Origin of the sequence: Marinobacter bryozoorum (assembly GCF_023156245.1) — a bacterium.
Lineage (GTDB): Bacteria > Pseudomonadota > Gammaproteobacteria > Pseudomonadales > Oleiphilaceae > Marinobacter > Marinobacter bryozoorum.
The window spans coordinates 1-17,345 of record NZ_JAKZAH010000054.1 but is presented as its reverse complement, the minus strand read 5'-3'; the positions used below and the strand labels follow the sequence as shown (position 1 = coordinate 17,345).

At 59.7% G+C, this 17,345-nt stretch carries 23 protein-coding genes; 11 read left to right on the top strand and 12 right to left on the bottom strand.

Annotated features, from left to right (window positions below; all coding sequences use genetic code 11):
• Window positions 1-99: 99 nt before the first annotated feature.
• The 11 genes from yjgA to MLC59_RS18260 all read right to left on the bottom strand — a co-directional run bounded on the left by yjgA (window position 100) and on the right by MLC59_RS18260 (window position 7,919).
• Window positions 100-633, bottom strand: a complete 534-nt coding sequence (yjgA, locus tag MLC59_RS18310; RefSeq protein WP_248237031.1) for a ribosome biogenesis factor YjgA — start codon at window positions 631-633, stop codon at window positions 100-102.
• A gap of 3 nt (window positions 634-636) precedes the next feature.
• A complete protein-coding gene (locus tag MLC59_RS18305) occupies window positions 637-906 on the bottom strand; it encodes an HPr family phosphocarrier protein (RefSeq protein ID WP_248237029.1) in 270 nt (89 codons plus the stop codon).
• The gene (gene rapZ, locus MLC59_RS18300) at window positions 903-1,793 is read right to left on the bottom strand and encodes an RNase adapter RapZ (protein ID WP_248237027.1); all 891 of its coding nucleotides are present in this window, start codon (window positions 1,791-1,793) and stop codon (window positions 903-905) included. Before rapZ ends, MLC59_RS18305 begins: the two co-directional genes overlap by 4 nt.
• A gap of 63 nt (window positions 1,794-1,856) precedes the next feature.
• Window positions 1,857-2,324, bottom strand: coding sequence for a PTS IIA-like nitrogen regulatory protein PtsN (gene ptsN, locus MLC59_RS18295; RefSeq protein ID WP_248237025.1), 468 nt, complete (start codon window positions 2,322-2,324; stop codon window positions 1,857-1,859).
• Between the two features lie 93 nt (window positions 2,325-2,417).
• Window positions 2,418-2,726: a ribosome hibernation promoting factor gene (hpf, locus tag MLC59_RS18290; RefSeq protein ID WP_248237023.1), complete on the bottom strand. Its 309-nt coding sequence runs from the start codon at window positions 2,724-2,726 to the stop codon at window positions 2,418-2,420.
• A gap of 29 nt (window positions 2,727-2,755) precedes the next feature.
• Entirely contained in the window at window positions 2,756-4,276 is a 1,521-nt protein-coding gene (locus MLC59_RS18285) for an RNA polymerase factor sigma-54 (RefSeq protein ID WP_248237022.1), read from the bottom strand.
• 229 nt (window positions 4,277-4,505) lie between these two features.
• The gene (gene lptB / locus MLC59_RS18280; RefSeq protein WP_248237020.1) at window positions 4,506-5,231 is read right to left on the bottom strand and encodes an LPS export ABC transporter ATP-binding protein; all 726 of its coding nucleotides are present in this window, start codon (window positions 5,229-5,231) and stop codon (window positions 4,506-4,508) included.
• Window positions 5,232-5,242: 11 nt separating this feature from the next.
• The gene (gene lptA, locus MLC59_RS18275; protein WP_248237018.1) at window positions 5,243-5,776 is read right to left on the bottom strand and encodes a lipopolysaccharide transport periplasmic protein LptA; all 534 of its coding nucleotides are present in this window, start codon (window positions 5,774-5,776) and stop codon (window positions 5,243-5,245) included.
• Complete coding sequence (gene lptC / locus MLC59_RS18270) at window positions 5,760-6,380, bottom strand: LPS export ABC transporter periplasmic protein LptC (protein ID WP_248237016.1); 621 nt, start codon at window positions 6,378-6,380, stop codon at window positions 5,760-5,762. Before lptC ends, lptA begins: the two co-directional genes overlap by 17 nt.
• Window positions 6,377-6,949, bottom strand: coding sequence for a KdsC family phosphatase (locus MLC59_RS18265; protein WP_248237014.1), 573 nt, complete (start codon window positions 6,947-6,949; stop codon window positions 6,377-6,379). Before MLC59_RS18265 ends, lptC begins: the two co-directional genes overlap by 4 nt.
• A gap of 1 nt (window position 6,950) precedes the next feature.
• On the bottom strand, window positions 6,951-7,919 hold the full coding sequence (locus MLC59_RS18260) for a KpsF/GutQ family sugar-phosphate isomerase (protein WP_248237012.1): 969 nt from the start codon (window positions 7,917-7,919) through the stop codon (window positions 6,951-6,953).
• A gap of 208 nt (window positions 7,920-8,127) precedes the next feature.
• Between MLC59_RS18260 and MLC59_RS18255 the strand changes: the two genes are divergently transcribed.
• The 11 genes from MLC59_RS18255 to MLC59_RS18205 are packed head-to-tail and all read left to right on the top strand — an operon-like array spanning window position 8,128 to window position 16,686.
• Entirely contained in the window at window positions 8,128-8,952 is an 825-nt protein-coding gene (locus MLC59_RS18255) for an ATP-binding cassette domain-containing protein (protein WP_248237010.1), read from the top strand.
• 7 nt (window positions 8,953-8,959) lie between these two features.
• Window positions 8,960-9,739 (top strand): lipid asymmetry maintenance ABC transporter permease subunit MlaE, encoded by a 780-nt coding sequence (gene mlaE / locus MLC59_RS18250; RefSeq protein ID WP_248237032.1) that lies wholly within the window; start codon window positions 8,960-8,962, stop codon window positions 9,737-9,739.
• Complete coding sequence (gene mlaD / locus MLC59_RS18245; protein ID WP_248237009.1) at window positions 9,739-10,197, top strand: outer membrane lipid asymmetry maintenance protein MlaD; 459 nt, start codon at window positions 9,739-9,741, stop codon at window positions 10,195-10,197. Before mlaE ends, mlaD begins: the two co-directional genes overlap by 1 nt.
• 27 nt (window positions 10,198-10,224) lie before the next feature.
• A complete protein-coding gene (locus MLC59_RS18240) occupies window positions 10,225-10,917 on the top strand; it encodes an MlaC/ttg2D family ABC transporter substrate-binding protein (RefSeq protein WP_248237007.1) in 693 nt (230 codons plus the stop codon).
• The gene (locus tag MLC59_RS18235; RefSeq protein ID WP_248237005.1) at window positions 10,914-11,219 is read left to right on the top strand and encodes an STAS domain-containing protein; all 306 of its coding nucleotides are present in this window, start codon (window positions 10,914-10,916) and stop codon (window positions 11,217-11,219) included. Before MLC59_RS18240 ends, MLC59_RS18235 begins: the two co-directional genes overlap by 4 nt.
• A gap of 50 nt (window positions 11,220-11,269) precedes the next feature.
• Window positions 11,270-11,512, top strand: a complete 243-nt coding sequence (locus MLC59_RS18230; protein WP_248237003.1) for a BolA family protein — start codon at window positions 11,270-11,272, stop codon at window positions 11,510-11,512.
• Window positions 11,513-11,540: 28 nt separating this feature from the next.
• Complete coding sequence (murA, locus tag MLC59_RS18225; RefSeq protein ID WP_248237002.1) at window positions 11,541-12,803, top strand: UDP-N-acetylglucosamine 1-carboxyvinyltransferase; 1,263 nt, start codon at window positions 11,541-11,543, stop codon at window positions 12,801-12,803.
• Window positions 12,804-12,842: 39 nt separating this feature from the next.
• Complete coding sequence (gene hisG, locus MLC59_RS18220; RefSeq protein ID WP_248237000.1) at window positions 12,843-13,496, top strand: ATP phosphoribosyltransferase; 654 nt, start codon at window positions 12,843-12,845, stop codon at window positions 13,494-13,496.
• Window positions 13,497-13,516: 20 nt separating this feature from the next.
• Window positions 13,517-14,830 carry a histidinol dehydrogenase gene (gene hisD, locus MLC59_RS18215; RefSeq protein ID WP_248236999.1) on the top strand — a complete coding sequence of 438 codons (1,314 nt, stop codon included), beginning with the start codon at window positions 13,517-13,519 and terminating at the stop codon, window positions 14,828-14,830.
• Window positions 14,831-14,832: 2 nt separating this feature from the next.
• Window positions 14,833-15,891 carry a histidinol-phosphate transaminase gene (gene hisC / locus MLC59_RS18210; protein ID WP_248236997.1) on the top strand — a complete coding sequence of 353 codons (1,059 nt, stop codon included), beginning with the start codon at window positions 14,833-14,835 and terminating at the stop codon, window positions 15,889-15,891.
• A gap of 51 nt (window positions 15,892-15,942) precedes the next feature.
• Window positions 15,943-16,686, top strand: a complete 744-nt coding sequence (locus MLC59_RS18205; RefSeq protein ID WP_248236996.1) for a Nif3-like dinuclear metal center hexameric protein — start codon at window positions 15,943-15,945, stop codon at window positions 16,684-16,686.
• 66 nt (window positions 16,687-16,752) lie between these two features.
• Here the strand turns inward: MLC59_RS18205 and MLC59_RS18200 are convergent, their stop codons facing one another.
• Window positions 16,753-17,199 (bottom strand): Z-ring associated ZapG family protein, encoded by a 447-nt coding sequence (locus MLC59_RS18200; RefSeq protein WP_248236992.1) that lies wholly within the window; start codon window positions 17,197-17,199, stop codon window positions 16,753-16,755.
• Window positions 17,200-17,345 lie beyond the last annotated feature (146 nt).

Here is a 17,345-nt window from a genome sequence, read left to right as displayed (position 1 = left end):
ACCTTCGGACTGGCGCCTTGGCCAGAGGCCCCAGCGTCACGCAGTAGGTCAGCGAATTAACCAAACGGGACACTAGGAGCCTGCGCGTCGCGCAGACTCCTAGGAAGTCTCGGCATCGTCGATACACTCCCGCAGATAGCGAAACAGTTTCTTGGCCTGGCCGGTATTATTGCCGGTCTTGATATCCTTCTGGGCGTTTCGCAGCAGGTTACGCAGGTGCTGCACATCGGTGGCCGGGCATTGCTCCACGAAGCTGGCGACCGCGGGGTTGCCCTCCTCGATCAGCCGGTCGCGCCAGCGTTCGGCGAGATGGTGACGGCGGGTGTGCTCCTCGCTGCCAGCGTCAAAGGCTTCCACGGCACGGCGCAGGGCGTCCGGGTCGTCTTCGTTGCGGATAACCTTGCCTACGTACTGCAGGTGGCGGCGGCGGGCCTCGTGCTGGCGTATGCGCCTGGACTCCACAATCGCGGCTTTCAGTGTTTCGCTCATGGGTACTCCGGCGAGCTGGTCATCGCCAAGTTCCATCATACGCTTGCCCAGGTCCTGCAGGGCGTGCATCTCGCGCTTGAGCTGTGACTTGCTTTTGACGAGCTCATCGCCTTCCGGTACTTCTGGGGTGTGCTGTTTGCTCACGGCTTATTCGCCCTCGCCAAAATAGTCGTTGATCAGTGCCTCCAGGGCAGCAATCGCCTGCTGCTCGTCTGGTCCTTCCGCCACCAGTTCTATCTCCGTACCCTGGCTGGCCGCGAGCATCATGACGGGCATGATGCTCTTGGCATCCACCTGGCGGTCGCCCTTGGCCAGTTCCACCCGGCTGTCGTACCTGGAAGCGGTCTCAACCAGCTTGGCGGCGGCGCGGGCATGCAGGCCCTGTTTGTTGATGATGGTGACAGGCTGGCGAATCATTGGGTACCACGGTGTTGCGGGTTCAGGTGGGGCAGCTCCGTGTGCCGGGTCTGAACCTGGTTGTAGGACTGGCTGAAATACCGGGACAGCTGCTCGCAGACGTAGACCGAGCGGTGTTGACCACCGGTACAGCCTATGGAGATGGTCATATAGCTGCGATTGCTGTTACTGAACTGGGGCAGCCAGGTTTCCAGGAACCGGACCAGGTCGTCGATCATCCGGTTGCTCATGGGGTCTGATCCCAGGAAGTCGATCACGGGCTGGTCTACGCCCGTGTAACGGCGCAGTTGCGGGTCCCAGTAGGGGTTGGGCAGGCAACGTACATCCAGCACGTAATCGGAGTCTACCGGTACACCATGCTTGAAGCCGAACGACTGGAACAGTAGTGCAAGGTCCTGTTCACTGCGGCCAATGATGCGTTGCTTGACGGTGTCCCGCAGTTCATACATGGACAGCTCGGTGGTATCCAGGTACAGGTCTGCCAGCTGGGCAATGGGCTCCAGCAGCTTCTTCTCGTAGCGGATGGCCTCGGTGAGCGAGGTCTGGTCGTCACTGAGCGGGTGCTTGCGCCGGGTGGCATGGAAGCGTTGCAGCAGGGACTGCTCGCCGGCATCCAGGTAGATGATCTCGGTAACGATGCCGGACTCGCTCAGGCGTTGATGGATGGCCTCGAAATTTTTAATTTCATCGGACAGGTTACGGGCATCGATACTGACCGCGATATTGTCCAGCCGGCTGCCGGAGGTGCCGGTGGTGGCCTCGGTGGTCAGGGGAAACAGCAGGCCGATGGGAAGGTTGTCGATGCAGTAGAAGCCCAGATCTTCAAGCACGTGCAGGGCGGTACTCTTGCCGGAACCGGAGCGGCCGCTAACGATGATCAGCTTCATGGGACTGGTCCTCTGGTAGCTATGTCGATGCCATCTCGGGCACCGAGGGACAACCGGACCGGATCAGTGATTTCCGGTCATCTTCTGATAGAGCGCCTCAGAGCTTGTGCAGCTCCTCAGGGCATCACAAAAACTGCGGTCATTGAACTGCTCCGCCAGCTGGCTAAGCAGCTCGAGATGTTCCGAGGTGGCCTCCCGCGGCACAATCAGCGTGAACAAAAGGTCCACGGGCTGGTTGTCGATGGCGTCAAAGGCCACGCCTTCCTCCAGCGTAGCCAGCGCGCCCACCACTCGGGTACAGCCGTCCAGGCGACAGTGGGGGATAGCAATGCCCTGGCCGATGCCGGTACTGCCGAGGCGTTCCCGTGCAATCAGGTTGTTGAAGGTCTGGGTTTCATCCAGCTCCGGGTACTGGGCTGCGACCTTTTCGGATATGAACTCCAGGATACGCTTCTTGCTGGTGCCATTGACCCGGCAGAGTGTCAGCTCAGGCGCCAGGATGTTGTTGATGGTCAAGGTCGAATCGGTCATGGATTCTCATTGGTCCCGATAAAAAAATGCTGCGGTACGAAACCGTACCGCAGCGTTGTGAATCAGATTATAACTGTTCCGGTGTCACAATGGTTAGCGGGCTGTGGCTCCGTGGGCCCGGTCAACGTTCTTTTCCTTGTGTTTGAGGATCTGCCGGTCAAGTTTGTCCACCATGGCATCGATGGCCGCGTACATGTCGTCGTTCTCGGCCTTGGCGTGGATTTCACCGCCCACGACATGCAGGGTGGCCTCTGCGATCTGCCGTACCTTTTCCACTTCCAGGGTGACCTGGCAATTGCTTATGTGATCAAAGTGGCGTTCGAGCTTCTGGAACTTTTCGTTGACGTAATCCTTCAGCGAGGGAGTCAGTTCAACGTGATGACCGGAAATGTTCAGTTGCATGGGCTTCTCCTGTTAGTCAGACCCTTTGTTCAGACCAGTCGTTTCCGCTCGTTTGAGGGCGGAATGTGCATGGCTTCACGATACTTGGCTACCGTGCGCCTGGCCACCTTAATGCCCTGCTCTCCCAGCATGGTGGCAATCTTGCTGTCACTGAGCGGCTTTTTCGGGGTTTCTGCCGCGATCAGTTTGCGGATCATGGCACGAATGGCCGTCGAGGAACATTCGCCACCTTCCTCCGTACTGACATGACTCGAGAAGAAATACTTCAGCTCGAAGATGCCGCGGGGAGTGTGCATAAACTTCTGCGTTGTTACCCGGGAAATGGTTGACTCATGCATCTCCACAGCCTGGGCGATATCCGAAAGAATCAGCGGCTTCATCGCCTCTTCACCATGGTCCAGAAAACCCTGCTGATGTTCAACAATTCGTGTCGCTACTTTTAACAGGGTTTCGTTGCGGCTCTGCAAGCTCTTGATAAACCACTTGGCCTCCTGGAGCTGATCGCGCAGGTAAGTGTTATCTGCGCTGCTGTCTGCCCGGCGTATAAGCGAAGCATAGCTCGCATTCACACGAATGCGCGGTGCAATTTCCGGATTCAGCTCCACCCGCCAGCGACCGTTGTCCTTGCGCACGATGACATCCGGGATGACATAGTCCGGTTCGGACCGGTCCAGCGCGTTGCCGGGATGTGGGTTGAGCGAGGTAATGACTGCCAGCACATCCCGCAGCTGGTCTTCCTTCAGGCGACTCCGGCGCAGCAGCTGGGCATAGTCGCGGTTGCCCAGGAGGTTGATGTAATGGGTGATTACCAGTCGCGCCTTATCCAGCCAGGGGGTTTCCTGGGGGAGCTGGTTCAACTGGATCAGCAGGCATTCCTGCAGGTCCCGGGCAAAGACACCTGGCGGGTCGAAGTGCTGGAGACGGCGCAGCACCGCCTCGACTTCGTCGAATTCTACCGGGTCTTCGTCAGTGTCGTCTTCCAGACCGGAATGAATATCTTCCGGCGTGGCCGTCAGGTAGCCTCGCTCGTCGACAGCGTCCAGCAAGGCGTGGGCAATGGCGCTGTCACGCTCGCTGAGCGGCGTCAGGTTGAGTTGCCATTCCAGGTGGTCTCGCAAGGTTTCCGTGGCCGGGTTGCGGCTGTCGAAATCCATGTCGTTGTCGTCGTCACCACGGGCAGCCGGGGCAGGGGCAGACTGGTAGATGTCGTCCCAGGCGGTATCCACGGGCAGGTCGTCAGGGATGGTGTCACCGCTGTTGTTCTCGGCAGACCAGTCGGACTCTTCCCAGGAGTTGTCCGCTACGGTTTCGCCCTCAGAGGCGGATACAGACTCGTTGTTACGCTCGTCCCGCTCATTATCGTTCCGCTCGGACTCGGCATTCTCCTGGTCTTCGTCCTCTGAGGTTTCCAGCATGGGGTTTGAATCCAGTGCCTGCTGGATTTCCTGTTGCAGGTCCAGGGTGGAAAGCTGGAGCAGACGGATTGCCTGTTGCAGTTGCGGGGTCATTGTCAGGCTCTGACCCATCTTTAACTGTAAGGAGGCTTTCATCACCATGAGTTCACATCCATCACCCTTCTGAGGTATTCAATAACATCTGCCGACATCAAACCCCCTGACCCAGCTCAAGAAACCGCCTGAATCAGGGAAAAATATCAGTGTTACCGGATACTTGGATATAACAAGCAAGTTCTTTGCCGAGTGTACCCCCTTGCTGCGGCGAACACAATTGCTGCAGCCGGCCCCGCTTGGCAGATCGCAAATGCCCCGGGCTGCGGTGTCAGAGGCGGAATTCTTCTCCCAGGTAGACTTCCTTGACCTGCTGGTTGGCGAGGACTTCCTCGGAGGAGCCTGAGGCAATGATATGGCCACTGCTGACGATGTAGGCCTTCTCGCAGATATCGAGGGTTTCCCGAACGTTGTGGTCCGTGATCAGGACGCCGATACCCTTGTCGCGGAGGTGACGTATGATGTGTTTGATATCGCTGACCGAAATCGGATCCACGCCGGCGAAGGGCTCATCCAGCAGAATGAAGGCTGGCTCCATGGCCAGGGCGCGGGCAATTTCCACGCGTCGGCGTTCGCCCCCGGAAAGCGCCATACCGACGCTGTCCCGGATATGGGTGATGTGGAATTCCTGCAGCAACTCTTCCACTTTCTCTTCCCGCTGGTGGCGGTTCAGCTCCTTGCGGGTTTCCAGGATGGCCATAAGGTTGTCACTGACAGAAAGCTTGCGAAATACCGAGGCTTCCTGGGGCAGGTAGCCGATACCCTGGCGGGCCCGGCCGTGCATGGGGAGGGGAGTGATGTCCTTGCCGTCGATGCTGATGTGGCCATGATCCGCGGGCACGAGGCCGACAATCATGTAAAAGCAGGTGGTCTTGCCGGCCCCGTTGGGCCCCAGCAGCCCGACGATCTGGCCGCTTTCAATGCTCAGGGAAACGTCAATGACGACCTTTTTCTGTTTGTAGCTCTTGGCGAGGTGATTCGCCTGTAACAATGCCATAGCGTAAGCCGTCAGTTACCGCTGGGTGAATTGTTGCCTCTGGGCTGGATGACCATCTCAACCCGGCCGGAACCTTCACCATCGCCGGTTCGGCCTTCGCCGGTCACGATCCGGTTGGCCGCATCGTAGGTGATGATGGCGCCGCGGAACTCATCCTCGCCCTGTTTGACAGTGGCCTGCTGCTCGAAGCGCAACAGGTTCTCGCTGGCTGAGTAGCGGATCTCCAGGGCCTCGGCGTGCACGGCGCCCTCGCTGGCCGTTGCCGGGCGGTCGTAGGTCGCGGGCTGTCCCCGGGCGTGGATCCTGTCCAGGCCCTCAGAACCGCGGTAGACCTCTACCCGGTCGGCAGTGAGCAGGACTTCGCCCTGGCGCACATCAACATTGCCCCGGTAGATGGCGGACCCCTGGCTTTCATCGAGGCGGGCTGAATCCGCGGTGATCCGGATGGGGGCGCCCGAATTCATATCGAAAGCGGCGGCCGGCAGGGCAGGAGCCAGTGCCAGCAGCAGAAGCGCGTAGCGGAGCGGGTTACTGACGGATTTCATAGATTCCCTCAACGGAGTTCTCCAGTTCCAGCACCCGATCGTCAAGCCAACCGGTCATGCCACGGGCATGGGTAACAGTTCCGGGTGACGTCAGGGTAACTGGGCGATCGGTGGTCGCCGTTCGGGAGGCATTATCAATGCGAAGGTATTCGGTAAGCAAGACGGTGTCGTTTCCGTCCACCCGGCGAATCACTTCGACGTCGCCTTCCAGGTCCAGGGCTTCGGCAGACATGTCGTACAGTCCGGTAGTCGCGGTTATCAGCCAGCGCAGGTCCGCTTCCCGGTCATACAGTGTGCCTTCGGGCGCCTCCAGGAAGACTTCTTTGCGGTCGTCGAACTGCTCAGTCCGGGGGCTGGTGACAACGATTTCCGGTTGTCCCGACGTGTCAAAGGAGCGGAAAGTGCCCTGATTGACAAAGGTGTCGGGTTCAGTCTCGCCCCGCAGTGCCATGGCATCGGAGTCGACAGACCGTGGGTCATCGCTTTGCCAGAGCAGGTATCCCAGTACCACGGCAGCAATGGCCAGCCCCGGGTTGCGTACGCGGGGGCGGGCCAGGCTATCCAGCAGCCGGACCAGCAGGCTGCGATCATCCGTATCGCTCACCCGGTCTCTCCAAGCCAGCGCTGGAGTTCGGTCTCGAGCGAGCCCCTTGCCGCCAGCAACAGATCTGTCAGTTCGCGGACCGCACCACGGCCTCCGGCGGTATGGGTGCAGTAATCAGCGTGCTGCCGGACGAACCAGTGGCCGTTGGGTACGGTGATACCCAGCCCGGCGTAGCGTATTGCGGCCAGGTCCGGCAGGTCATCGCCCATATAGGCGATACGCCCGGGTGGTAGCTGGCGATGATCGGCGATTTCGCGCAATGCCGTGACCTTGTCCTCCCGTCCCTGCAGAAGGGTTTTTACGCCCAGGCTATCCATGCGCCGCTCGGTCAACGGAGAATTGCGACCGGTAATAACGGCGATCTCGATACCGGCGGCCATGGCCTGTTTCATGCCCAGGCCGTCCAGGATGTTGAAGGACTTGAGTTCGTCTCCGCTGGCGGACAACAACAGGGAGCCGTCGGTCATGATGCCGTCCACATCCAGTGCCAGCAGGGCAATATCCGACGCTTTGTCGAGGATGTCCTGTGGCCACGTCGGCTGGAGGGTGCAGTCGGTCCTGGTGGCCATGTCAGATCACTCCCGCCCGCAGCAGGTCGTGCATGTTGATGGCGCCGACCAGCTCGTTGTCGTGGTTCAGCACCGGCAGGGCATTGATTTTCAGTTCTTCCATGATGTGAAGGGCCTCGGCGGCCAGCTGGTCATTATGGATGACCCGTCCGTTTCGGGTCATGACATCCCGGATCAGGGTTTTCTGGATATCAATGGACCGATCCAGGGTACGGCGCAGGTCACCATCGGTGAAAATCCCGACAAGCTTGCCATCTTCACTGACTACGGTGGTCATACCGAGTCCCTTGAGGGAAATTTCAAGCAGGGCTCCGGCCAGCGGTGTTGTCTCGCGTACCCGGGGAATGCGGTCATCAGTGTGCATGATGTCTGAGACCCGCAGCAGAAGCCGTCGCCCCAGTGCGCCGCCGGGGTGGGAGAAGGCAAAGTCCTCGGCACTGAAGCCGCGGGCTTCAAGGAGGGCGACGGCCAGCGCATCACCCATGACCAGGGTGGCGGTGGTGCTTGAGGTGGGCGCAAGCCCCAGTGGGCAGGCTTCCTGGGCTACGCTGACGTCGAGGTTGGCTACCGCTTCCCGTGCAAGGGTGGAGTCCCGGTTACCGGTCATGCTGATCAGCGGTGCTCCCATCCGTTTGAGCAGCGGCAGAATCGTGAGCACTTCGCCGGTGTTCCCGGAATTGGATATCGCCAGCACCACGTCCTGGCTGGTTATCATGCCCAGATCGCCGTGGCTGGCTTCCCCGGGGTGGACAAAGAAGGACGGCGTGCCGGTGCTGGCCAGGGTCGCGGCGATCTTGTTGCCGATGTGTCCGGACTTGCCCATGCCGGTGACCACAACCCGGCCCTTGCAGGCCATGATGACTTCGCAGGCGCGGATGAAATCGTCATCGATCCGGTCGGAAAGGGCTTCGACTGCCTGACGCTCTATGTCGATAGCATTGAGTGCGGCGGATACAAACGGTTCGTTCATGGAGGTCCTGATCAAACGATGTGGGTGGCCAGGGTAAACGTTGCCCGGCCCGGGCATGCAAACGTCAGCAAGTATACCATCACAACCAGTGACAGGCCCGGTCAGGCGGCAATCGCTGCCCGGTCCTTCACAAAGTTTAACGCCAACAAACATTGAGCCCCGGGTCAACATGTCATACTGTAGCGCCAAATTTCCGGTGGTTGCGGGCATGGCTGACAGTTCCTACATTCTTCTGGACGACGTTGTATTTACCCGGGGCAACCGTCGTATCTTCGATGGGGTGTCGCTCTCCGTGCCCCGTGGCCGGGTAACGGCCATTATGGGCCCTAGCGGCACCGGCAAAACCACCTTGCTCCGACTTATCGGTGGGCAACTGCGTCCGGACAGTGGCCGCGTCCGGGTCAATGGCCATGATGTCCCTTCACTCAGGCGCAAGGACCTCTACCGGCTGCGTGAGGGCATGGGGATGCTCTTTCAGAGCGGTGCCCTGTTCACCGACCTGAACGTCTTCGAGAACGTGGCTTTCCCTCTCAGGGTTCATACCCGGCTGCCCGACGACATGATCCGGGATATCGTTTTGATGAAGCTAGAAGCTGTGGGGCTGAGAGGCGCGCGCGACCTGATGCCGGCAGAGCTGTCCGGCGGTATGACCCGGCGCGTGGCGCTGGCTCGCAGTATCGCACTGGATCCGGACCTGATCCTGTACGACGAGCCTTTCGCCGGGCAGGATCCTATCGCCATGGGGGTGCTGGTGAAGCTGATCCGTGAACTGAATGCCACCATGGGGCTGACCAGTGTGCTGGTTTCCCATGATGTGCCGGAGTCGCTCAGTATTGCTGACCATGCCTGTATCGTTTCTGACGGCAGGGTCATCGGCGAGGGCACCCCGGATGAGTTGAGGAAACACACCTCGCCCAAGGTCCGGCAATTTCTCAATGGTGACCCTGATGGTCCGGTGCCCTTCCATTACCCGGCGCCGGATGCGCAGGCGGACTGGGGCGGGACCCTGGGGGGAGGCAGCCGTCGTGGCTAGTTCGCTGATGGATGGCATAGCTCGGCTGGGGCGTCGTGGCCTGGACATCATCGCCTCCCTGGGGCGGGCAGGCGTGTTCCTGTGGGGGGCGCTGGTCGGTGCGCCTCGGCCCTCAGTGGGCGGGCCGTTGCTGATACAGCAGATTTACCGGATTGGTGTGCTCTCGCTGGCGATCGTTATCGTATCAGGGCTGTTTATTGGCATGGTGCTCGCGCTCCAGGGCTATACCATTCTGAGCGATTTTGGTTCGGAAAGCGCCATTGGTCAGATGATTGCGCTCACACTGTTACGGGAGCTGGGGCCGGTGGTTACCGCCCTGTTGTTTGCCGGCCGGGCCGGATCAGCGCTGACGGCGGAAATTGGCCTGATGAAGGCAACGGAGCAGCTATCCAGTATGGAGATGATGGGGGTTGATCCCTTGCGCCGGGTAATGGCGCCCCGACTATGGGCAGGCTTTATCTCAATGCCCGTACTGGCACTGATCTTCTCGGTGGTGGGGGTCTGGGGTGGCATGCTCGTTGGCGTGGAATGGCTGGGTGTATTCGAGGGTTCCTACTGGGGCAACATGCAGGCTTCGGTGACGTTTGCCGACGATGTGCTCAACGGCCTGGTCAAGAGCCTCGTGTTTGGTGTCGCCTGCACGTGGATAGCCGTTTATCAGGGCTACGACTGTGTGCCAACCTCTGCAGGTATCAGTGCGGCTACCACCAGGACAGTGGTATTTTCATCGTTGATGGTGCTTGGGCTGGACTTTGTGCTCACCGCCGTCATGTTCGGGAGTTTCTGATGGTTCAGAGAACGACGGAAATCATCGTTGGTCTGTTTATCCTTGCCGGAGGCGCAGCGCTCCTGTTCCTGGCGTTGCAGGTGAGCGGGCTGACGTTCAGGTCGGCGGGTGATACCTACACCGTCTATGCCTACTTTAATGATGCGGGCGGGCTGGCACCCCGGAGCCGGGTGTCCATGGCCGGAGTGGAGGTAGGCCAGATACGGGAGGTGGCCCTGGACCATGAGACCTTCCAGGCCAGGGTGGTGATGGATATCGCTGCGGCAATTGACAGTATTCCTGCCGACAGTTCAGCGATCATACGTACATCGGGTTTGCTGGGGGAACAGTATATTGATATATCGCCAGGCGCTGACATGGAGTCTCTGGCAGATGGTGATACCTTCTATGAAACCCAGTCGGCGCTTAATATTGAACGTATGATCAGCAATTTCGCCTCCGGCCAGGGTGGCGACTAAGTCAGCAAAGCAACACAGGAGAAGCCCATGACCGCGGTTCGTTACACAGCTCGTTATACGCCCCTCACCGTGGCATTTTTTATCGTGGCCCTGCTGGCCGCCCTGTCTGCACGCCCGGCCGCGGCCAGCAGCAAGGACCTGGCGCGGTACGTGGATGAGAATACCCAGGCCCTCGTGGATCGCCTGAATGAGGAAAAGGATCTTTACGAGGAGGACCCGGAAGCTTTCTTCGGTGAGATGGAAGAGGCCCTCACCGGGTTCGTGGATTTTCGCCGTATTGCAGCCCGGGTGATGGGGCGCTATGCCCGCCAGACCACGACTGAACAGCGGGATGAATTTGTTGTGCGCTTCAAACGTAGCCTGTTCGAGAGCTATGCCACCGCCCTGGTGAATAACTCGGACGGTTTCAGTATTGATGTGCAGCAGGCCGAGATTAATCCGCGCAACGAAGACCGGGCGTCGGTTAACCTGCTGGTGACGACCGATTCCGGCAACCGTTACCAGGTTACCTACTCCATGTATCGCAAGGACGGCGACAGTGCCTGGCTAATGGAAAATGTGATCGTCGAGGGCGTCAATATCGGGCTTGCGTTCCGTGACCGGTTTGCCCAGGAAATGGAAGCACGTCGCGGGAACGTAGACGATGTCATCAGTAACTGGGGCGATGCGGTGGCCTCCCTCAATCTCGACGAGGAAATGGAACAGGGCGCCGATGAATGACCGCAAGCGTTCGTGAGGCCGGTGAGCGACTCGAGCTTGCCGGCCAGGTAACGGCGAACAACGTGGTGGCGCTCCGCCGCCAGGGGGAGCGCTGGCTGGCGGGGTGCGAAACTGGCGCCGCTGTTACCATTGATTTGTCTTCGGTTTCCAGTGCCAGCAGCCTGCTGCTTTCATTGTTGCTGTGCTGGCACCGTGCGGCGTCCCGGAAGTCCCAGCATCTCGCCTTTGACGGGGCATCGGACCAGCTCCTTGAGCTCTCCCGTCTGAACGGTGTCTCCCGTTGGCTGACCGGGTCCCCATAATCCGGTACAATTCCGCCTCCATTTCGTACTAATTCGAGGTTAAATCGCGTATGCAACCCCAGGACGTTGCCGAACGGGTCCGCCAGGAGCTGCCCGACTGTGAAATCCAGGTACAGAACGATGGCAACCATTACCTGGTTGTGGCCATCGGCGACCGCTTTGAAGGCATGTCGCCCGTAAAGAAGCAGCAGCTGATTTACGGGGCCCTGCGGGAGCAGCTGGACGACGGCACTATCCACGCTCTGACCATTCGCGCATTCACCCCGGCCCAGTGGGCCGCCCGTCAGCAGTAAAGCCGGCGCAGGACAACAGGAATTCAACGTGGACAAACTACTGATCCGGGGTCGTCAGCCGCTCGACGGTGAGATCCGTATATCCGGTGCCAAGAACTCGGCACTGCCGATTCTCGCCGCTACCTTGCTGGCAGACGAGCCGGTTACTGTGGGTAACCTGCCGCACCTGAACGACATTACCACCATGATTGAGCTGCTCGGCCGCATGGGTATCGAGGTGATGATCGACGAAAAGATGAGCGTGCAGGTGGATGCCAGTACCATCAAGGAAACCGTGGCCCCCTATGAGCTGGTAAAGACCATGCGGGCGTCCATTCTTGTCCTGGGCCCGCTGGTGGCGCATTTCGGTTCCGCCGAGGTGTCCCTGCCCGGTGGCTGTGCAATCGGCAGCCGGCCGGTCAACCTGCATATCCACGGCCTTGAACAGATGGGCGCGGAAGTTCGCGTCGAGAATGGCTATATCCACGCGAAGTCCAACGGCCGTCTGAAAGGTGCCCATATCTTCCTGGATACCGTGACGGTGACCGGTACCGAGAACCTGATGATGGCCGCCGCGCTGGCAGATGGTGTCACCATCCTGGAAAACGCCGCACGGGAACCGGAGGTAGTGGACCTGGCGGAATGCCTGATTGCCATGGGAGCTGACATTCGTGGGTACGGTACCGCGACTATCGAGATCCACGGTGTGGAGCGCCTCCATGGATGCCATTACGACGTACTGCCGGACCGCGTTGAAACCGGCACCTACCTGGTAGCGGCTGCCGCTACCCGTGGCCACGTGCGCCTTAAGGACACCCGGGAAAACCTGCTGGAAGCGGTTCTGCTCAAGCTTGAGGAAGCTGGCGCCCATGTCAGTACCGGCAAGGACTGGATCGAGCTGGATATGAAAGGCAACCGGCCGAAGGCCGTTTCCCTGCGTACTGCGCCTTATCCTGCCTTTCCGACGGATATGCAGGCCCAGTTTGCGGCGATGAACACGGTGGCTGAAGGCACCGGTACCATCGTGGAAACGGTTTTCGAGAACCGCTTCATGCACATCCAGGAGCTGAGCCGCATGGGCGCGGACATTACCCTGGAGGGCAATGCGGCTATCATCAAGGGCGTACCCCACCTGACGGGGGCGCCCGTCATGGCGACAGACCTGAGGGCCTCCGCCAGCCTGGTAATCGCCGGCCTGGTGGCCGATGGCGATACCATCGTTGACCGCATCTACCATATCGACCGGGGCTATGAGTGTATTGAAGAGAAGCTCCAGTTGCTGGGGGCGAGCATTCGCCGCATACCTGGCTGAGACCTGGCCGCCAAGATATTCGAACCGGATGGATCACCGATGACTGATACATCGATTACCATTGCGCTCTCCAAGGGGCGCATCCTTGATGAAACTATTCCGCTGTTGCGGGAAGCGGGCATCGAATTCGTGGACGACATCAGCAAGTCCCGCAAGCTTGTGTTCCCGTCCACGGACCCCAACGTACGTTTGTTGATTATCCGTGCGACGGATGTTCCCACCTATGTACAGTACGGTGGGGCTGACCTGGGTGTGACCGGCAAGGATGTGCTGATGGAGCATGGCGGCGAGGGACTCTACGAGCCGCTGGACCTGAACATTTCCCGCTGCCGGCTGATGACTGCTGGCATCAAGGGTCAGCCGGCGCCCCAGGGGCGTTTGCGGGTGGCCACCAAGTTTGTCAACCTGGCCCGCCGATACTATGCGGCCCAGGGGCGGCAGGCGGATATCATCAAGCTCTACGGGGCAATGGAGCTGGCGCCGATTTTGGGGCTGGCGGATGAGATCGTCGATATCGTGGATACCGGCAACACGCTGAAGGCCAATGGGCTGGAAGCACGGGACCTGATCGAGAATATCAGTACCCGGCTGGTAGCTAACCGGGCTTCCATGAAGATGAAGCATGCCTTGCTGCAGCCCATTATTGAAAAGATGGGCCAGGCTGTTGAGGCTCGCCGGGCTGTTGAGGCCTGACTTTTACGCAGGTGACTATTATGAATGACGTTTCGATTACCCGTTTGTCTGCTTCCGATGCAGGTTTTGATGATGCCCTGTCCCGCCTTCTGGCCTGGGAAGACAGTGTTGACCATCAGGTGAACGAGTCGGTTCGTCATATTCTCAGCGAGGTGAAGCTTCGGGGTGATCAGGCGGTGCTGGAATTTACCGCGAAGTTTGATCAGCTCGAGGTGGCCTCCATGGCCGACCTCGAGATGTCCATTACCCGCATGGAGCTGGCCCTCGAGCGGATTCCGGCGGAGCAGCGGGAGGCGCTGGAAGCAGCGGCTGAGCGGATCCGGGATTACCACCAGCGCCAGAAGCAGGACTCCTGGCAGTACCAGGACGGCGACGGCACGGTACTGGGTCAGAAAGTGACGCCGCTGGACCGGGTGGGTATCTACGTGCCCGGGGGCAAGGCAGCCTATCCGTCTTCGGTGCTTATGAACGCCATTCCCGCCAAGGTCGCGGGAGTCTCGGAAGTGATTATGGTCGTGCCAACGCCAGCGGGTGTGGTGAATGACATGGTGCTGGCCGCAGCGGTGATCGCCGGTGTGGACCGGGTGTTTACCCTGGGGGGTGCCCAGGCAGTTGGTGCGCTGGCCTATGGCACTGAGACGGTGCCCGCAGTAGACAAGATTGTGGGGCCGGGGAACATCTTTGTGGCTACGGCCAAGCGTGAGGTGTTCGGTACCGTGGGTATCGATATGATCGCCGGACCGTCCGAGATCCTGGTGATCTGTGATGGCAACACCGACCCGGACTGGATTGCCATGGACCTTTTCTCCCAGGCGGAGCACGACGAACAGGCCCAGTCGATTCTGGTCAGCCCGGACGGCGCCTTCCTGGATGCGGTGGAAGCCAGTATTCGCAAGCTGGTGCCCACGATGGAGCGGGCCGAAATCATTGCCCAGTCACTGTCCGATCGAGGCGCCCTGATTCAGGTGAAAGACCTGGACGAAGCAGCAAAGGTGTCCAACCGGATCGCGCCGGAGCACCTTGAGCTTTCCGTTGAGGATCCACAGGCGCTGGCAGAGAATATCCGCCACGCCGGGGCAATCTTCATGGGCCGTTATACCGCCGAAGCGCTCGGCGATTATTGTGCCGGCCCGAACCATGTGTTGCCCACCTCCGGTACTGCGCGCTTCTCCTCGCCGCTGGGCGTCTATGACTTCCAGAAACGCTCGTCACTGATCGGGTTCTCTGCTGCGGGTGCGCACCGTATGGGGCAGGTTGCCTCGGTGCTGGCTCGGGGGGAGGGGCTGACGGCCCATGCGCGTTCCGCAGAGTATCGCATCAAGGACGAGAGCTGAGTATGAGCAAGTTCTGGAGTCCCCTGGTCAGCCAGTTGAAGCCGTACGTGCCCGGTGAGCAGCCGAAGATGGAACGGCTGGTCAAACTCAATACCAACGAGAATCCCTATGGTCCCTCACCCCGGGTACTGGAAGCGATTGGTGCTCAGCTGGATGAGCGCCTGCGCTTGTACCCGGACCCGGAAAGTGAGCAATTGCGTTCGGTGATTGCCGGCTATCATGGCGTCTCCCCGGAGCAGGTGTTTGTCGGCAATGGCTCGGATGAGGTGCTGGCTCATATCTTTCAGGGTCTGCTGAAGCAGGATCGGCCGATCCTGTTCCCGGACATCACTTACAGTTTCTACCCGGTGTATTGCGGGCTGTATGGCGTGGAAAGCCGGCTGGTTCCACTGACGGATGAGTTTGAAATTGACCCGAAGGATTACCAGGCCCCCAACGGTGGCATTATCTTTCCCAACCCCAACGCGCCAACTGGCCGGGCCCTCCCCCTGTCAGAGGTTGAGCAGGTTGTGGCTGGCAATCCGGACAGCGTGGTCGTTGTGGATGAGGCCTATGTGGATTTCGGGGCCGAATCGGCGATTGCGCTGGTCAACCAGTACCCGAACCTGTTGGTGAGCCAGACCTTGTCCAAGGCTCGTTCCCTGGCCGGCCTGCGGGTTGGCCTGGCCATTGGGCACCGTGATCTGATCGAAGCCCTCAACCGGGTGAAGAACAGCTTTAACTCCTATCCCCTGGATCGCCTTGCCCAGGCCGGCGCCATTGCGGCCTTTGAAGACGAAGCCTGGTTTAACGAAACCCGGCAGCGGGTCATGGATGAGCGGAACCGTGTCAGTGCGGCGATGGAGCAGATGGGGTTCGAGGTGTTGCCGTCATCCGCCAATTTCATTTTCACCAGGCACGCCAGTGTTCCCGGTGGTGAACTGGCATTGCGGCTGCGGGAGCAGGGCATCATCGTTCGCCATTTTGACAAGCCGCGTATTGCAGACTTCCTGCGGATAACCATTGGCACCGCAGCGCAGAACGACGAGCTGTTACAGGGACTCAGGTCGTTGTTGGGCTGACCAGGCAGCAGGTGTTCCTGACCACTTACAGGCGACAGACAGGAGGCCCTCATGGCAACGCGAAGCGATATCCTGAAAACCCTCAATAACTGGCTGACGCCGGAAAACTTCCAGGATTATTGTCCCAACGGACTGCAGGTCGAGGGCCGGGGGGAGGTAAACCGGATCGTTACAGGGGTGACGGCTTCCCAGGCTCTGATTGATGCTGCCGTGACCGCAGGCGCTGATATGGTGCTGGTGCATCACGGTTACTTCTGGAAAGGCGAGCCGCAGCCTGTTACCGGCATGAAGAAAGCTCGTATCAAGAAGCTCCTGGCCCACGATATTAACCTGGTGGCTTATCACCTGCCGCTGGATGATCACCCGGAATATGGCAACAACAGGCAACTGGCGGCTGTGCTCGGCATTGTCAACCCGAGGCCATTGTCCGGGTTGCTGTGGGAGGGTGAGCTGGCCGAGGCTATGCCGGTAGACGTGTTTGCTGGCCACCTCACGCAACGGCTGGACCGGGAGCCCCTGCATGTGGGGGAGGGGCCGGAGGCGATTCGGCGTGTGGCCTGGTGTACCGGGGCCGCCCAAGGCTACTTGCCCCTGGCTGTAGAGGCTGGCGTGGATGCGTATATCAGCGGCGAGGTCTCAGAGCCCACTACCCATACAGCCCGGGAGTGCGGTATTCATTACTTTGGTGCGGGCCACCACGCTACCGAGCGCTATGGCGTAAAGGCCCTGGGAGAGGCCCTGGCCCGGGAGTTCGGGGTCGAACACCGGTTTATTGATTGCGACAATCCGGTGTAACCGCTGACTGTGGTGGTTAGAAGCAGGAAGCGGCCCTTCAGTACAGAAAGGCCGCGGAGGCGGTAATCAGGCCTTGGCTTTTTCTTCGTCGGTGAGGCCGTAACCCTCTGCCAGAGTGCCTTTCTCTTCCGGATCTTTTTTCGGGGCATAGTCCCGCGGTGGCTCGGCTACATCACCTGCCTCGGCGTTGGTATCTGTCAGGCGTGCCCGGCGCTTCTCCTGCTCCAGCTCTTCCAGCCATTCGTCATCGTTGGCCAGGCGATTGGCACCGCGGGCCATATGCTGGTTGACGTCACGGAAGGCGTCATTGAAGCGTCGCAGCAAATGGGCTGACTCCATGAAATGTTCGTTTACCTGGGCCTGGTAGCGGGTGTACTCGTTGCGCAGTTCCTCAACCTGTTGCTCGGCACGGCGCTGTCGCAGGGAAGAACCCTGATTGGAGCGGCCAATCAGAAGGCCAATGATCAGTCCTACAGCAAGGGCGGCAACGGCGGCCAGAATCAGGTTTGTCATAGAGTGCTCGTCCTGTTGGAAGTCCTTATAGGAATGAGTATACCCGTTTAATACCGGGCCTGCCCATGGCTAGTGTCATTTAACAAAAGTTCGTCTTGTTATTAAGTTTGTCGGATAATCGCGCAATGGATTCAATGATTTGATCC

Excerpts from the sequence above, each read along its gene's own strand:
- MLC59_RS18305 (WP_248237029.1), bottom strand. The coding sequence starts at position 906 with ATGATTCGCCAGCCTGTCACCATCATCAACAAACAGGGCCTGCATGCC.
- rapZ (WP_248237027.1), bottom strand. The coding sequence starts at position 1,793 with ATGAAGCTGATCATCGTTAGCGGCCGCTCCGGTTCCGGCAAGAGTACC.
- ptsN (WP_248237025.1), bottom strand. The coding sequence starts at position 2,324 with ATGACCGATTCGACCTTGACCATCAACAACATCCTGGCGCCTGAGCTG.
- hpf (WP_248237023.1), bottom strand. The coding sequence starts at position 2,726 with ATGCAACTGAACATTTCCGGTCATCACGTTGAACTGACTCCCTCGCTG.
- MLC59_RS18285 (WP_248237022.1), bottom strand. The coding sequence starts at position 4,276 with ATGAAAGCCTCCTTACAGTTAAAGATGGGTCAGAGCCTGACAATGACC.
- lptB (WP_248237020.1), bottom strand. The coding sequence starts at position 5,231 with ATGGCATTGTTACAGGCGAATCACCTCGCCAAGAGCTACAAACAGAAA.
- lptA (WP_248237018.1), bottom strand. The coding sequence starts at position 5,776 with ATGAAATCCGTCAGTAACCCGCTCCGCTACGCGCTTCTGCTGCTGGCA.
- MLC59_RS18265 (WP_248237014.1), bottom strand. The coding sequence starts at position 6,949 with ATGGCCACCAGGACCGACTGCACCCTCCAGCCGACGTGGCCACAGGAC.
- MLC59_RS18260 (WP_248237012.1), bottom strand. The coding sequence starts at position 7,919 with ATGAACGAACCGTTTGTATCCGCCGCACTCAATGCTATCGACATAGAG.
- MLC59_RS18255 (WP_248237010.1), top strand. The coding sequence starts at position 8,128 with ATGGCTGACAGTTCCTACATTCTTCTGGACGACGTTGTATTTACCCGG.
- mlaE (WP_248237032.1), top strand. The coding sequence starts at position 8,960 with ATGGATGGCATAGCTCGGCTGGGGCGTCGTGGCCTGGACATCATCGCC.
- mlaD (WP_248237009.1), top strand. The coding sequence starts at position 9,739 with ATGGTTCAGAGAACGACGGAAATCATCGTTGGTCTGTTTATCCTTGCC.
- MLC59_RS18240 (WP_248237007.1), top strand. The coding sequence starts at position 10,225 with ATGACCGCGGTTCGTTACACAGCTCGTTATACGCCCCTCACCGTGGCA.
- MLC59_RS18235 (WP_248237005.1), top strand. The coding sequence starts at position 10,914 with ATGACCGCAAGCGTTCGTGAGGCCGGTGAGCGACTCGAGCTTGCCGGC.
- MLC59_RS18230 (WP_248237003.1), top strand. The coding sequence starts at position 11,270 with ATGCAACCCCAGGACGTTGCCGAACGGGTCCGCCAGGAGCTGCCCGAC.
- hisG (WP_248237000.1), top strand. The coding sequence starts at position 12,843 with ATGACTGATACATCGATTACCATTGCGCTCTCCAAGGGGCGCATCCTT.
- hisD (WP_248236999.1), top strand. The coding sequence starts at position 13,517 with ATGAATGACGTTTCGATTACCCGTTTGTCTGCTTCCGATGCAGGTTTT.
- hisC (WP_248236997.1), top strand. The coding sequence starts at position 14,833 with ATGAGCAAGTTCTGGAGTCCCCTGGTCAGCCAGTTGAAGCCGTACGTG.
- MLC59_RS18205 (WP_248236996.1), top strand. The coding sequence starts at position 15,943 with ATGGCAACGCGAAGCGATATCCTGAAAACCCTCAATAACTGGCTGACG.
- MLC59_RS18200 (WP_248236992.1), bottom strand. The coding sequence starts at position 17,199 with ATGACAAACCTGATTCTGGCCGCCGTTGCCGCCCTTGCTGTAGGACTG.